General features: G+C 36.0%; 7 protein-coding genes. 1 reads left to right on the top strand and 6 read right to left on the bottom strand.

Going from position 1 to position 15,445, the window contains the following annotated elements:
- Positions 1–155: 155 nt before the first annotated feature.
- The 4 genes from mtaC to PXD04_RS17530 form a co-directional block, all read right to left on the bottom strand.
- Positions 156–989: a methanol--corrinoid protein MtaC gene (gene mtaC, locus PXD04_RS17515; RefSeq protein WP_323736104.1), complete on the bottom strand. Its 834-nt coding sequence runs from the start codon at positions 987–989 to the stop codon at positions 156–158.
- Positions 990–1,038: 49 nt separating this feature from the next.
- On the bottom strand, positions 1,039–2,424 hold the full coding sequence (locus PXD04_RS17520; protein ID WP_323736105.1) for a methyltransferase MtaB domain-containing protein: 1,386 nt from the start codon (positions 2,422–2,424) through the stop codon (positions 1,039–1,041).
- Positions 2,425–2,973: 549 nt separating this feature from the next.
- The gene (locus tag PXD04_RS17525) at positions 2,974–8,037 is read right to left on the bottom strand and encodes a C1 family peptidase (protein WP_323736106.1); all 5,064 of its coding nucleotides are present in this window, start codon (positions 8,035–8,037) and stop codon (positions 2,974–2,976) included.
- Between the two features lie 172 nt (positions 8,038–8,209).
- Entirely contained in the window at positions 8,210–10,675 is a 2,466-nt protein-coding gene (locus PXD04_RS17530) for an excinuclease ABC subunit UvrA (RefSeq protein ID WP_323736107.1), read from the bottom strand.
- 191 nt (positions 10,676–10,866) lie between these two features.
- Here PXD04_RS17530 and PXD04_RS17535 point away from each other — a divergent pair, with 191 nt between their 5' ends.
- Positions 10,867–12,246 carry an MFS transporter gene (locus tag PXD04_RS17535; RefSeq protein WP_323736108.1) on the top strand — a complete coding sequence of 460 codons (1,380 nt, stop codon included), beginning with the start codon at positions 10,867–10,869 and terminating at the stop codon, positions 12,244–12,246.
- Between the two features lie 85 nt (positions 12,247–12,331).
- Here the strand turns inward: PXD04_RS17535 and PXD04_RS17540 are convergent, their stop codons facing one another.
- On the bottom strand, positions 12,332–13,630 hold the full coding sequence (locus tag PXD04_RS17540; protein WP_323736109.1) for a TrpB-like pyridoxal phosphate-dependent enzyme: 1,299 nt from the start codon (positions 13,628–13,630) through the stop codon (positions 12,332–12,334).
- 301 nt (positions 13,631–13,931) lie between these two features.
- Positions 13,932–15,260, bottom strand: coding sequence for a transposase (locus PXD04_RS17545; protein WP_323736110.1), 1,329 nt, complete (start codon positions 15,258–15,260; stop codon positions 13,932–13,934).
- Positions 15,261–15,445: the final 185 nt, after the last annotated feature.

Here is a 15,445-nt window from a genome sequence, read left to right on the forward strand (position 1 = left end):
GGACCTAGTTAAGTTTCCGAATATATTCAAATAATAAAGTTGAGAACACGCTAAAAAACTCAACCCTAAAATTGGTATAAGATATTGATATTTATATAATAATTAAAAAAATTTGTAAGATAAAGAAGTATTATCTTACAAGAGAGTTAGTGAATCTAGGAGTATGCTGCTACGTATTCACCGACAATGTCAGCGTATTCGTTTCTGATGTCTTCCCAGGATTTACCGTCATCTACAATAGCATCTGCTAATTTAGGTGTGTGGTATGCTTCTACACCGTAGAAACAGTGTGCACTTTCTTCTACGAAGTCACGACGTACTGCTCCACCACCACATCCAATAGGGATGTCTAAACCTTCTTCTTCCATTAATGCTGCAATTTTACCGAATGCGGTCATTGTTGTTGTCATTAATGCTGTTGCTGTTGCCATTGCTGGTTTGTGTTCTTTGAATGCTGCAATTACGTCTGCGTTAGGTACGTCACGACCGAGGTCGATAGGTTCGTATCCGTTTGCGTTTAAGAACATAACAATTAAGTTTTTACCGATGTCGTGAGGGTCACCTTCTACTGCACAACATACGATTTTTGCTTTGGAATCTGCTTTGTGTCCGAGTTTTGCTTCACAAAGTGCTACACCGGACATCATTGCGTCTCCAGCTAACATTAAATCAGGTAAGAAGAATTCACCTTTAGTGTATAAAGCAGATACACCATCCATACCTTTCATTAAAGCATTGTTAATGAGGTCTATTGGATCTGCACCATCGTTTAATGCTGCTTCTACGTCTGCATCGGTTTTGTCTTTGTCACCGTATAATACATCTAAAGCTAGGGTTCTTTTTACTCCTTCTTCTGCTGGTAAGATTTCAACTACTTCTGGGTCGTCTTCAGGTTTGAGAGCTGGACCTTCTACTTTTACGTTGTATCTTATTGCAATTTTTTCGTAATCTTCAAATTTTTCATAATATTTTTCTAAAGGGCTAACCATTTGAATACACATCCTTAATTATTTCTATATATTTTAATTTTTTTCACGCTTATAAATCGTATTGTTTTATGTCGTGTTCTTTTACTTTTCTGCTGTAACGTTTTACAGATTGTTTTAAGAATTTGTCAGAGTCATCTGGTAATTGTTCGTATGTTTTGTATGTAGAATCGAGAGTGTCTCTTTCGAATCTTGTTAATAAGATACGTTTTGCTTCTACAGCTTCGTTAATACAGTCCATTGCTTTGAGTGCTGCTGCACGTGCTCTGAGGTAGTTGTCTTCACCGTCTGCTACGATTGCTTGACCAATTCTGTATGCGTTATCGTATGCGAGGATTACACCTTGAGGGTCTCGGTATTTATCTGCTAATACGTATGAGTCTCTTAATGCTTTTGCGGTTCCGATTTGTTTTGCTGTGTTCATTAATGCACATTCGTAACCTAAGGATTGTAACCATACACCAGGGGTTGGTCCACCCATTTCTTCTCTGTTATATACAGATTCGTTACTCCATACATCACAAACTGCTGCGGTTAAGTTACCCATTAAGTCTGCGTGAGCACAGGTTGCGTTTTTACCTTCTGCACAGATAGGTACGGATGCGATTGATTTTACGATAGGGTTTTCGTATCCACAGTCTTTTGTAGGTCCGGTTGCTCCACATTCGAGAGCTACTAAACTTCTTGCTCCTGCAATTGCTCTTGCTACTGCTGCAATTGTGTGTGAAACGTTTTTACCCATGAATCCACCAGCTAAGAACATTGCTGTGTTAGCTTGTGCACAGTCTGTGTCCCCACCAGCTACTACGCCGTTTCTTTTTGCTATGTCTACGATTTTTGTCCACATGTATTCCATATCGTTGGAACCTAATACACCGATACCGTATAGGATTGCTCTTGCGTCTCCTCTTGATATACCGTAGTCTGATACTACTTTACCACCAACGGTTTCGATACATAACATGGATGCTCCACTTTGTGCACATGCTTCGAATGATTCGTCCATTGCTACGTCGTAGTCGGAGCCTCTTAATCCGTTTTCTTCTTCTCTCATATCAGCTATTGTTGACATTAAGGATACTCTTGTTCCGTATTTGTCGTGTAGTTTTTCGAGTTCTTCCCATGTTACTGCTGTACATCTTTCGGAAGCTTCTTTGCTGATTGATTGTTGTTGTACGTGTTCCATTTCTATTTGTACTGCTGGTAATCCAACATCAGCTGCTCTTTGACATGCTGCGAAAGCTATGTTTTTGGATGTTGCTTCTAATCCGTCAATACTTTCTTCTGATCCTTCTGCAGGTGCTACTTTGATGTTAGGGTAAACCATTCCGCCCCCTGCTACTTGGTCTAATCCGAGTTTTACAGGGTTTTTAGTTTCCCCGAATAACATGTCGTCTGCTGATTCTGTTACCATTTTTGTATATACATTTCTTGACATATAATTTCACCACTTGAATTGTTTAAATTTATACCCACATAGTTATTAGTATAGCCCTTTTAGGTATATAAACCCTAAGTCTAATTTTGTAATTTTTACTTGATTTTTGATTAATGTAATTTTATTTTCCTTGATTTTTAATTTTGTTTGATAATTTTTTAAATAACTTTTAAGTCAGTATTATATGATAATTCATGATATTTATGAGTATTTTATTATAATTCTTTTGTGTAATGTTATTTTTTAATTTTATCTATGTACTTTTGGTGGTATTTGTTATTATGTATTTTATTGAATGAATTAATGTTTGTCTATATACTAACATTTTATTAGAAAATGTTGCATAAATATTTTTGTTTAAAATACAATAACCCTTTTAGATAAATATTCCTTATAGATTACACTATTGTTAAAAATATACTAAAATCCATAATAATATTAAAATCAATAAAAAATAATATAAAAAAATCTGAATAATATATAATTATTACTAATAATAATCATGTTAATAAAAAAAAATAGTAAAATAGTTAAAAGAATTAAAATCTTTTAACCCTTAACAATAAAAGATCGTTTACAGACAGCTGACTTATAATACTTATTACCAGCATAACTGACAGTTAAATTATTAGTACCACTAACACTAGCAGTAATCCTAATACTAAACTCGCTCTTACTGTTAACCTTAGCATTATACTTCTTACCATTAATCTTCAAAGTAACAACACTGTTCTTCAAAGCCTTACCATTAACAGTAACAAACTTACCCTTAACAGTAACCTTACCACCAACATTCACACTAGCAATCTTATTAACAGTAATCTTAGTAGCCTTAGCAACAACATTAAACGTTGCCTTCTTAGTGTATGCCTTATACCTGGAATTACCGGCAAAAGACACTACCACATTATTAGTACCAATACGGGTAGCATTAACCTTCAAGGTATAAACACCCTTGCCATTGGTCTTAACAGTCTTTTTAGCACCATTAACACTAACAACAAGCTTTGAATACTTGAACACGACACCCTTATTGTTAGCAAACTTACCTGTAATAGTCACCTTATCAGTATATGCAGCCTGCTTAATCTTAGAGACACTAATCCATGTGGCACGTTTAACTACCTTGAATGTGGCCTTTGAAACGTTATACTTATAATTAGTGTTACCAGCAAATGATACATGAACATTATTGGTACCAACCTTAGAAGCCGTGACCTTCAAGGTATAAACACCCTTACTATTGGTCTTAACAGTCTTTTTAGCACCATTAACATTAACTATAAGCTTTGAATTCTTAAATATTGTACCCTTATTGTTGGTGAATTTACCAGTAATAGTCACCTTATCGCCATAAACAGTATTTTTAATACTGCTGATAGTAATTCTGGTAGGTCTTTTAACTACCTTGAATGTGGTTTTATTACTGGAAGCCTTATAATTACTGTTACCCGCAAATGATACTGTAACATTACTGGTACCAACCTTAGATGCTGTTACATTAATCCTGTAAACACCATTAGTATCAGTTCTAGCAGACTTCCTAGCACCATTAAAGTTTACCGTTATCAGAGTATTCTTCAATACTACTCCATCAGCATTAGTGAACTTACCAGTAATTGTTACCTTATCCTGGTAAACCTTTTGAGTAATCTTACTAACAGTTACACGAGTATTTTTAGCATTCACATTAAATGTACCAGAAGTACGGGAAGCCTTATACTGTGTGTTACCAGCAAATGATACTGTGATATTGTTAACTCCACTATTATATGCCTTCCTGTTATATGTAAATACACCCTTACTATCTGTTCTGACATTAACAGTGTTACTGTTAATCTTTATTGACACCAGCATATTACTTAATAATAGGCCGTCACTAGTCGTTAATTTACCGCTTACAGTCATACTGTCACTATACTTGACTGCCGGAATACTGTTTAACACTATTCTTGTATCCTTGGCTGTTACAGTAAATACCGTTGAAGCAGATCCTGTAGAGTATATGCTGCTACCAGCATAGCTGATGCTTACACTGTTTTGTCCGACACTAGTAGTCTTATAATTCAATGTAAAAGCACCATTACTATCCGTTGTAACAGTGTGTTTAACATTATTTACTGTTACACTTAGCTGTGTACCAGTTAACCTAGTGTTATACTCATCACTTAGTATTCCACTAATAGTTACGCTATCACCATACTTGGTAGTTGCCACACCATTTACTGTTATTTTAACATTTTTCTTAAGAACATTGAAACTGGTTGTGCTAGTCTTACCAGAATACGTGCTGTTACCATTATATGTGACTGTTACAGTGTTGGTACCAGCACTTTGTGTCTTATATGTGTACCTGTAATTACCGTTACTGTCAGTAGTTACAGTGGCCTTAACTGTTCCAACAGTCACTGTTAAACTTGCCATGCCTAACCTGTTACTGTTTTCATCAGATAGTACACCACTTACTGTTACACTTTCACCAATCTTAGTATTTGCTAAAGTGTTAACTGTTAACCTGGTGTCTTTTATTAACGTGTTAGTTAATGTGATGTTTTGTTTTATTGCATAGTTTTCACTGGAATATACTACTGTTAAGTTAAATGTTTTAAGGTTTGAATCATCCTTGAATGACATATTCACTGTCTGATCCTTACTCACACTCTGTGATAATACTTTTCCACCAACCTTTACGGCTTCTCCATTAATTAGGTATGTTAACATTCCACCAGCCATGACATTATCCACTTTAGTGGTAACATGTATGTTGCTGTCTAGCTCATATGCCGTTGATGATACTATTGGAGTGTCCTTAGTATACACCTTCAGTGGAGCCGTACACTCATACTCATAGAGGTCTTCCCATTGTTTGCCATCAAATGACAGGAAAGATGTGCCGCTATGTATTGATGAATAATACAGGTCACTATACTCCACAGGTACTGGAACCTCATCTTTACCTGTAATGGTTAATGTCACAGTAAATTCCTGATTCTTAGGCAATGACAGGTATCTGTTTAATCTTATTGTACGATAACCAGGTATTGTCACCCTACCAGACTGTGTGTATATTACCTTATTGTTTGCCTTGAACTCAACAATATAGTTTGATTCCTGCAGGAAGTAACTTCCGAATGCTGCAATGTTTTCGTCACGGGTAGTGTTATACACGTTCCTGTATGCAAGATAATCTGTTAAGCTGCTTTCATCCAAAGTGTTAACTGCTATATCATACTGGTAGAGGTTAGTGTAATTATCCTTGTTTTCCAGTAATGGAACATAGTTGAACATTTCACTAATCTGACTTGTTATGCCCAGAGATCCTAAGCTTTCATCATAATAGGATATGTAATGATAACCCTTGTTTCCGGTTGATTCACCCCAACTGTTTTTTATGATGAATGCACCGTCACCAGGCGGATTAGGACTGAAGTTTGTCCTGCTGTAATTATCATCCCATCCGACAATTGTCACACTATGATCTATCTCCTGTCCAGTAGTATAACTGTTCGTCGTGGTAGGCTTACGTACACCAGTAGATACTGCTCCAAACTGGTATAATGCCTGTTTGATAAGCTGATTATCAGTGACTGTTTTACGGTTTGGTATAATGTAAACGTCCTGTACATGAATATTACTGCCTATAACTGGTGAAACATAACTTGTTGCCAGATAAGAGTCATCAGATTCTGTTACAGGACCATACCATCCGACAAGGTATCCTATAGGTTCAAGGTCGTTGAAACCACTATTCGGATTTGATTGAGAATCACCTATAACTGAGTACTTTTTAAGAACATTCTTCATATTGTTCTCTGATAAATCATATGTTACTCCTGTCTTCTTTAGGAGAACTGATTCGAGGGATGCTAATGATGAGAATGCCCAGCAGCTACCACTGCTACCCTGACTTTTTACAGGTGATACAAGGTTTTGGCTGCGTAAGTCATAGGATTTTGGTAATGTGGCAGTTGATAATGTTACATCATTACTCGTGATTGGCACTATGATAATACTTGAATCCTTAACATACAAATAACCATTGACTGTTCTGGCCTTGTAGACACTGTTACCATTATAGGTTAATGTTGTGGTGTAGTTGTTTGCCTTCCATGATGATGGAATTGTATAAGTATACTTAGCTTCACCATTTGACATGTTCGGAGTTAATGTTACACCATTCACCTGTAGTTTCAGTTGCCCCGTTATTGCCCTGTTAGCGTGTATGTTGAAGGTTACCTGACTGCCAGGGGTTGCTGTGATATTGTTTATTGACAGGTATGGTTCTAGTAATGTGTTTACTATTACTTCCTGGTTGTCCATTTTTACTTTTATGTTGTTGCTGTTTCCTGTGTACTTGTTGGTTACTGTACTGGTTATTGTCTGTGTGGTACTTGTGAAACTACCAGTATCTGCAGTGTATGTTACCTGCCTAGATGGTATGTTAGCGGTTGCTATTGTCTGGTCACTTAGAGTGTTTATAGTGACTGTTAACTGGTTAGTGTTTGTGCTTGACTGGTTAGTAACTTTCAGGAGTCTCCAGTTTGTTGGCATGTACCCGTCTGTTACTATTTCAAAGTTTGGATTATTGGTTGACCACCAGTTGTTGTTGAGGTTGTTGTCACAGTTTTTGTCAATGCATACCCAGTTATTGTTTCTGGTGGATACTAATGCATTGTTGGTGATTGTATTATGGTAGTTTGTCCATATTGAATCTCCCTTTATTGTTGCCTTGTTGTTTGTGAATAAGGAGTTTGTTACCTGTAATTGTATCTTGTTCACATTGTTTCCGAGGTATAGTGCTCCACCGTTTCGTGCATTGTTGTTGTTGAATGTTGATGATGTTATTGCTGCACTTGACTGTACTGAGTATATGCTTCCACCATCATATTTTGCACTGTTCTGTGTGAATGTGCTACCTGTTACTGTCAGTGACTTGTTTCCTAGTTGTGTTACTGCTCCACCTATCTTATCTGAGGTGTTGTTCGTGAATGTGCTTCCTGTTATTTTCAGGTTTGATTCCTTGGATAGTATTGCTCCTGCAAGTGTTCCCTGGTTGTTTTTGAATGTTACTCCCTGTATTGTTAGTTCTGAATTGGTTGATGATATTGGTGCTGTTTCTGATTTTGAGTTGATTATTTGTATGTTCTGTAGTTTTACTGTTGCTCCGTTTATGTTGAATATTCCTGTTTTTTGTTGTCCGTCTAGTATGATTGTTTTTCCACTTTCTCCCACAATATTTATGTTCTTGTATATGTTTATTGGGGAGTTTATTGTGTATGTGTCTTGTGTGCTTGTTGTTGTGAGGGTTATTGTTTCCCCGTCTTGTGCATTTTCTATTGCCTTGGTGATTGTTGTTGGATTGGTTTTTGTTGATCCGTTGTTGTTAGTGTTTGCATTGCTTGTTGCGTATATGTCCGTTTTTGTATTCTGTTTGTTTGTATTTTTTTCTATTTTTGTATCTGTTTGTGTATCAACTTGTGATACTTGTTGATTGTCTTTTATTATTTCTGCTGTCTCGTTTGTTATTTCGTTAGCAGAGGTTATTCCAATTGCTAAAAGAAATATTAGGGATAACATTAATAATAAAAAACAATGTTTTTTATTTATTTTCATGAACTTTTAATCCTTGATTTGTTTTAGCAATACTTAAATTATCATATAATTTATCAATAATTTAAGTTGATATGTATTTATATTATTTAGAGAATATATGCTTTTTGTAAAAGGAGTATGGGGAAATTATATTATAAAGTTATGAAAAGTATGGGAGGGCAGGTGTGTTTGTTTAACTTTTAAGGTATTGTGCTGTTATGCTGTCATCATTTTCCAGCACTTCATCTAGTGTTCCAGTGCATACTATTTGTCCACCTTCTAGTCCACCACCCGGTCCCATGTCTATTATGTAATCAGCATTCTTTATAAGGTCCAGGTCGTGTTCAATGATTATGACTGTTGCACCATTTGTTACCAGTTCATCCATCACATGTATTAACTGTTTAACATCCTCAGGGTGTAAACCTATTGTCGGTTCGTCAAATATGAATAATGTGTTCTTCTGTTTTCGTCCCATATGTGATGCAAGTTTTAATCTTTGTGCTTCTCCACCTGATAGTTCTGGTGTGGATTCTCCTAGTGTCAGGTATCCTAGTCCAATGTCCTGTAATGTTTTTAGTTTAGTGTATATTTTGTCTTCTAATTCGTAGACTCCTATTGCTTCATCTATTGTAAGTGCCATTGCATCTTTTATTGAGAATCCCTGGTATGTTATTTGTTCTGCTTTTCTGGAGTATCTTAGTGCTTCACAGTCAGGGCAGTCTATTTCAACATCGGGGAGGAATTGTACATCCATACTTATTCGTCCTGTTCCGTTACATGTACTGCACCTTAATTTTCCCGTGTTATATGAGAAGTCCTTAAGTGTATATTGAAGCTCTCGTGCTTTTGGTTGGTCGGCGTATAGTTTTCTCAGGTTTGTCAGAACTCCACTATATGTTGCAAGGGTACTTCTAACATTTTTACCTATAGGTGTTGCATCGATTAAATGTATCTTGTTGATATTATCATAGTCCACATAATCAATATGCTCTGGTAGCGCCTCACCATCAAGTGATGCTTTAATAGCAGGGTAAAGGCTCTCCAGTATCAGTGTTGTCTTTCCACTACCGGATACTCCAGTGACAACATTAAACCTTCCCTTAGGGATTTCAAGATATAATTCCTTTACTGTGTGCAGTGGCCTGGTACTTAGGGTGATTATTCCCTCATCAAAGAGTTCATCCTCATCATACTTGTCACGTACTACAATTTCCTCCTCCTGGGCAATGTATGGTCCAATAATTGAATCTTTATCCTTCTTAATTTCATCTATTGTGCCCTGTGTTACAAGTTCTCCTCCATCTACCCCTGATGCTGGTCCAATCTCCACGAGGTAGTCTGCTACCTCCAGTATTCTTGTGTCATGATCCACCAGTATGACACTGTTACCATTTAACACTAATTCTTTCATAACATGTATTAGACCATCAATGTTTGATGGATGCAATCCTATAGATGGCTCGTCAAGCACGTATAATACTCCCGTTGTAGGGTTTCTTATTGTTCTTGCAAGCTGCACCCTCTGTAATTCACCAGTGGATAGTGTTGAGCTTGGACGGTCAAGTGTAAGGTATCCTAGGCCCAGCTTCAATAGAGCCTCTGCATTATCCATGAACTCCTCAGATATTGACTCCGCCATACCCCTCATCTCAGAGGGTAGTGTTTCTATACTTTCCGGTATCCATTTTACTAGTTGTTCAAGTGTCTTCTGTGATGCCTCTGTAATGTTTATATCGTTTAGTAGTGTGGAGTTTGCCCTGTTATTGATTCGTGACCCGTTACATTCACTGCAAGTCTTTATTTCAAGGTACTGGTTAATTCTGCTAAGTCCTTTCTCTGATTTTGCCTTATTTAATGATTCCTTCACTGCACTTATTGCATTCCGGTATTCTGCGTTCAAATCAAATAACTTACCGTTCTTGGAGGGGATTGCAACATAGCGTTTTACTGGTTCTCCATAGTAGACTATTTCCTTTTCCTCATCGGTCAAGTCCCTGAATGGTACGTCTGTCCTTACCCCTAGTTCTGCGGCCACAAGGTACATCCAGCTTATACCAAACTTGGACCATGGCTTAACTGCTCCTTCCTCGAGGGTTAAGGTGTCATCAGGCACCAGCTTTGTAACATCAACATCTCTTACAAATCCTGTTCCCGAACATTTCTGGCAGGCTCCGTCACTGTTAAATGCGTATTCTTCTGCTCCGAGTCCATAGAATTCCTCTCCACACTCAGGACATGTTAATGGTAATTCTCTTGCTATGTTCATTGATGCTTCGAGTTTATGGCCATTTGGGCATATATAGTTACCACACCTTGAGTATAGTAGTCTTAGTGAGTTTAAGAGTTCTGTTGATGTTCCGAAGGTACTTCTTATTCCTGGTATGTTTGGTCGTTGGTGTAGTGCCAGTGCAGCGGGTACATGTTCTATAATGTCTACTTTTGCTTTTTCTGTCTGTGTGATTCTTCTTCTTGTATATGTGGATAATGCTTCCAGGTATCTTCGTGATCCTTCTGCGTAGAGTATTCCCAGTGCTAGGGATGATTTTCCACTACCGGATACTCCTGCTATTGCAACTATCTTTCCTAGTGGTATGTCTACATTGATATTTTTCAGGTTATGTACCTTTGCTCCTCTTATTTTTATACAGTCTACCATATGAATTCTCCTATAATATATATCTGTATGAGGATTTATTTTAGTTTAATTACCTAATATTAATCAGGATATGATGACATATACTTAAATATGATAAAAATATAGATTTAAACAAAAATTAGTTATAAAAAAAAATTGTAGCCTTAAGTATGGTATGATATAAATTTGAAGAGGATGGTTGACTGGTAAATATGAAAAATAAATCTGAAACATTAGTAATATTTGTATCTTTTATAACAACATTTTTTGCAGTGTTTTTATCTAATGGTGTTATAATTGGTGTTCCGATGATAGCAGAGGAGTTTGTGATGAATAATGTCCTGCAGAACTGGGTATCTACACTGTTCTTCCTTGTCGTGGCTGTTTTCACTGTTCCAGCAGGACAAATTTCTGGTAAATATGGTGTGAAGAGAACATTAACTGCGGGCGTAATGGTTTTCCTGTTGGGTTCCTTATTGGCTTGTGTATCATTTTCTGCTGAATTCTTTCTTATGTTTAGAATAATGCAGGGCGTAGGTGTTGCATTCCTGAATGTGTCTTCTATGGCTATGGTTGTACAGGCGGTTAATCCAGAGAATCGTGGAAGAGCGTTGGGTTATACTGTTACTGGAGTGTATCTTGCCACTTCATTGTCTCCTGTTATTTGTGGTTATCTGGTGGATAATTTTGGTTGGAGATCAATGTTTTTATCTGTTATACCATTTCTTGTATTTTGCATATTATTATTGGTGCTTGAAATGCCACAGGAATGGAAGACTTATGAAGATGATAAGATTGATGTGATTGGTTCGGTATTGTATTCTATGGGTATTTTATTATTTATTTATGGTTTCACTACTGTGCTTTCCATGAATGGCTTAGTATTGACTTTGCTTGGTATTATCTTGCTGGTATTGTTTGGTTGGTATGAGTTGGGTCTTGATTCTCCAGTTTTTAATATGAAATTGTTTAGGAATAAGAAGTTTACTTCATCGAATATTGCTGCTTTATGTGGTTATCTGGCTATTATGGTTATTACTACTATTCTTAATTATCATTTCCAGTATGTGAGGGGTTGGAATGCTCAGATGTCTGGGTTGGTTTTGATTGTTACTCCTTTGGTTATGGCGGTTATTGCTCCTAATGCTGGTAAGTTATCGGATAGGATTCATCCTCAAAAGTTGGCTGCTCTGGGTATGGGTATTACTAGTGTGTCTTTGTTGATTCTTGTGTTTTTAAGTGGTGATACTCCAGTGTATGTTGTTGTTTTGTCAATGCTTTTGGAGGGTGTTGGTATGGGATTGTTTTCTAGTCCTAATATGAATGCTATTATGAGTTCTGTTCCTCCGGGGGATGCTCCTACTGCTTCTGCGTCTCAGGCTACTATGCGTACTATTGGTCAGACTATGAGTTTGGGTTTGTTGACTTTGGTGTTTGCCTGGGTTATGGGTAATTTGGAGATTAGTGTTCGGTATGCTGATTTGATTATTGGGTCTTCTCAGATTGTGTGTTTGGTTTGCACTGTTTTCTGTGTGGTTGCTGTGTTTGTTTCTCTTGTTGGTATTAGGTCTGGTGATGAGTTTATTTTTTGATGGTTTGATTTTCCATCATTTAATTTTTTTATTAAAAAAAAAAGTTATTATATGGGGGGAGGGTTAGTGTTTTGTTCTTGTTTTTCTAGCTGTCTTCTAGTGTTCCGTCGAGGTAGCTTTCGTATCCTTTGAAGTCTAGTAGTCCGTGTCCTGAGAAGTTTACTACTATTGTTTTTTCTTCACCTGTTTGTTTGCATTTTCTTGCTTCATCTATTGCTACTTTTACTGCGTGACATGTTTCTGGTGCTGGCACTACTCCTTCTGTTTGTGCGAATAGTTTTCCTGCTTCGAATACTTCTGTTTGTTTTACTGTTCTTGGTGTGATGTATCCTTCTTTTCTTAGTAGGGATACTTGTGCGTTCATTCCATGGTATCTTAGTCCGCCGGCGTGTACTGATGGTGCTACGAAGTCGTGTCCTAGTGTGAACATTTTGAATAGTGGTGTGAATCCTACTTCGTCTCCGAAGTCGTACCTGTATTCTCCTTCTGTTAGTGATGGGCATGCGGCTGGTTCTGCTGCTAGGAATTCTGTTTCACTGTTTCCTTCGATTTTGTCTTTTATGAATGGGAATAGTGCTCCTCCGAAGTTACTTCCTCCGCCTGTGCATGCTATCATTGTGTCTGGTGTTTCTTCTACTTTTTCTAGTTGTGTTTTTATTTCTTGTCCTATTACTGTTTGGTGTAGTATTACGTGGTTTAGTACGCTTCCTAGTGTGTATTTTACTTTTTCGTCATTTAGTGCGTCTTCTACTGCTTCTGAGATTGCGATTCCTAGTGATCCTGGGTGGTCGGGTGTTTCTTTTAGTATTTTTCTTCCTACTTCTGTGTTGTTACTTGGTGATGCGTAGACGTTTCCGTCGTATAGTTGCATGATTGTTTTTCTGAATGGTTTTTGGTTGAATGATACTTTTACCATGTATACTGTTGCTTCGAGGTCCATCATGGATGCTGCTAGGGATAGTGCTGTTCCCCATTGTCCTGCTCCGGTTTCTGTTGTGAGTCTTTCTACTCCTTCTTTTTTTGCGTAGTATGCTTGTGCTATTGCACTGTTTAGTTTGTGGCTTCCTGTTGGTGATGTGTCTTCTCTTTTGTAGTATATTTTTGCTGGTGTGTTTAGTTTTTCTTCTAGTCCTTTGGCTCTGCATAGTGGTGTTGGTCTTCCTAGTCTTTGGTATAGTTCTCTTACTTCGTTTGGTATTGTTACGTATCTGTCTGTTGTCATTTCTTGTTTTAGGCATTCTTCTACGAATATGTCTGGTAGTGTTGATAGTTGGTCTTTTCCTTCACTGTTTTTTGGTGCTGGTAGTTCTACTGGTAGGTCTGCGTTTATGTTGTACCATTTTTTTGTTACTTCGTCACTTGTTAGTTCTATTTTGTATTCCATAATAAAAACTCCTATGTATTTTTTTATACATTGATGTTGATTTTTTCACATCTCTAATTATAATTAGTACATCATAGTATATAAATGTAATGCGAAAAGAAAACAATAATAAAATAATACTCAAAAATAATAACAACAAAACAAAAAAATATAAAAAAAGAGCCCTAAGAGACTTGGCATAAATTAGTTTCAAGAGAAAAAAAGTAATACTCGAAAAAATATTAACCTTTTTTTTCAAAATGATAACCAGCATTATGTCTTTGTTCAAATCAAATATAACAATACCCTTTTCTTTTATTGTTTATTTTTGAAAATAGTCTTGTATTTTTTTGATTTTCCCTGGGGCAGTCCGTGCCCACTTATACAGTCGTTCCTTGGGGAAGTTCTGCTTACTTTTACGAATGATATTACATGCTGCATTGATATCTGCATTTATTAATATTCCGGTGCTTGTTTTATAGAGTCCTCTTTTTATTCGTTTTCCTTTAAATTCATATTCCTCATTTTTTTCTTCGTTTGTTTTGTAGGTTGGTAATATGTCGTTGTCTAGGAAACTGCTTTTGCTTGTGTAGGATTCTTCGGTAATAATTAGTTTGATGTCGTATTTTTGGCATTGTGTTTCTAGTTTGTTTATGAATTTTTTGAAAGCTATTTGTGTGAATATTTGGTTTTGTTTTTTTCCTATATCTGTTTCGTATTGGAATTTTTTGTTGTATCCTAGTATTATGGTTCCTATGTCTTGTTTTTTGCATGTTTCTATTATGAATTTGGTTGTGTGATCTAGGAAGTTGTTTTGTATTGCTTTAAATTTGGTGTTGAATTTTTGTAATCGTTTGGATGTTTTTAGTCCCTGTTTGTTTAGTATTGATTGATATTGTGCTGTTTTTTTGCATTTGAAGGCTATTTGATTTTTTAAAAATCGCCCGCCCACAAGATATGGGGTCCCTTCACTTGTAACAATACTTGCAAAATTATTAACACCCAAATCAATACCCATCATCTTACTTTCATCTAAACCTAGAGACTCTTTTTCCATTTGATATGTGAAATTGGCTTTAAACATTTGTCCATTATTTAATGGTATAATTTCTACTTGTATAATCTTTTTATCACGTATATTTTCAGGAATTCTAATACGTGGTCTGCAATCTTTGGATTTTAACTCTTTTTTATATTCTCTGCTTAAGGGTAATTCAATGTAACCCTGTGCCAATTTTTTCTTGGAAGAAGTTATTGACTCCTGCGGTATTATGATATTATGTAAACGGTTATCTCTGGTTTTAGGTTTATTTAATGGTCGTTTATATTCATTATCTATGCTTTTATTTGTTAATGCAACATAAGAATTAAAAGATTCAACATGCTTTTTAATAACATTATTTGCTATATGAGCTTGAATAAGTGAATAATCTTTACTGAATTCGGTTCTAACTTTAGTGATTATTGATTTGAAATTCAACTGTTTAAAATGTTTATCATCAGCACATTTATCTAATTTAGTAGTTTTTATAGCACAATTTCGTAAATCATTTAATTTCAATGAAATATCCACTAAAACATTGAATTGTTTCTTAGAAAGACCTCTAATAAGAGTACTTTGAGTTAAATATATACAATTTTCATCCATCATAATAATTAATACTGCTTATTTCACTCCATTAACTTTAAAACCGAAAATCAAGAAAAGAATTTCATAAATAACAATTCTATGACTTCGATAATATAAATTATAAAATAAAATGTATATAAGTTTAATCCAAGAGCAGCTGGTAAGTAATCAAGGGGGGTCTTGGTAAGTAATATTTAAAAATATTA

This window comes from Methanosphaera sp. ISO3-F5 (assembly GCF_034480035.2).
GTDB lineage: Archaea > Methanobacteriota > Methanobacteria > Methanobacteriales > Methanobacteriaceae > Methanosphaera.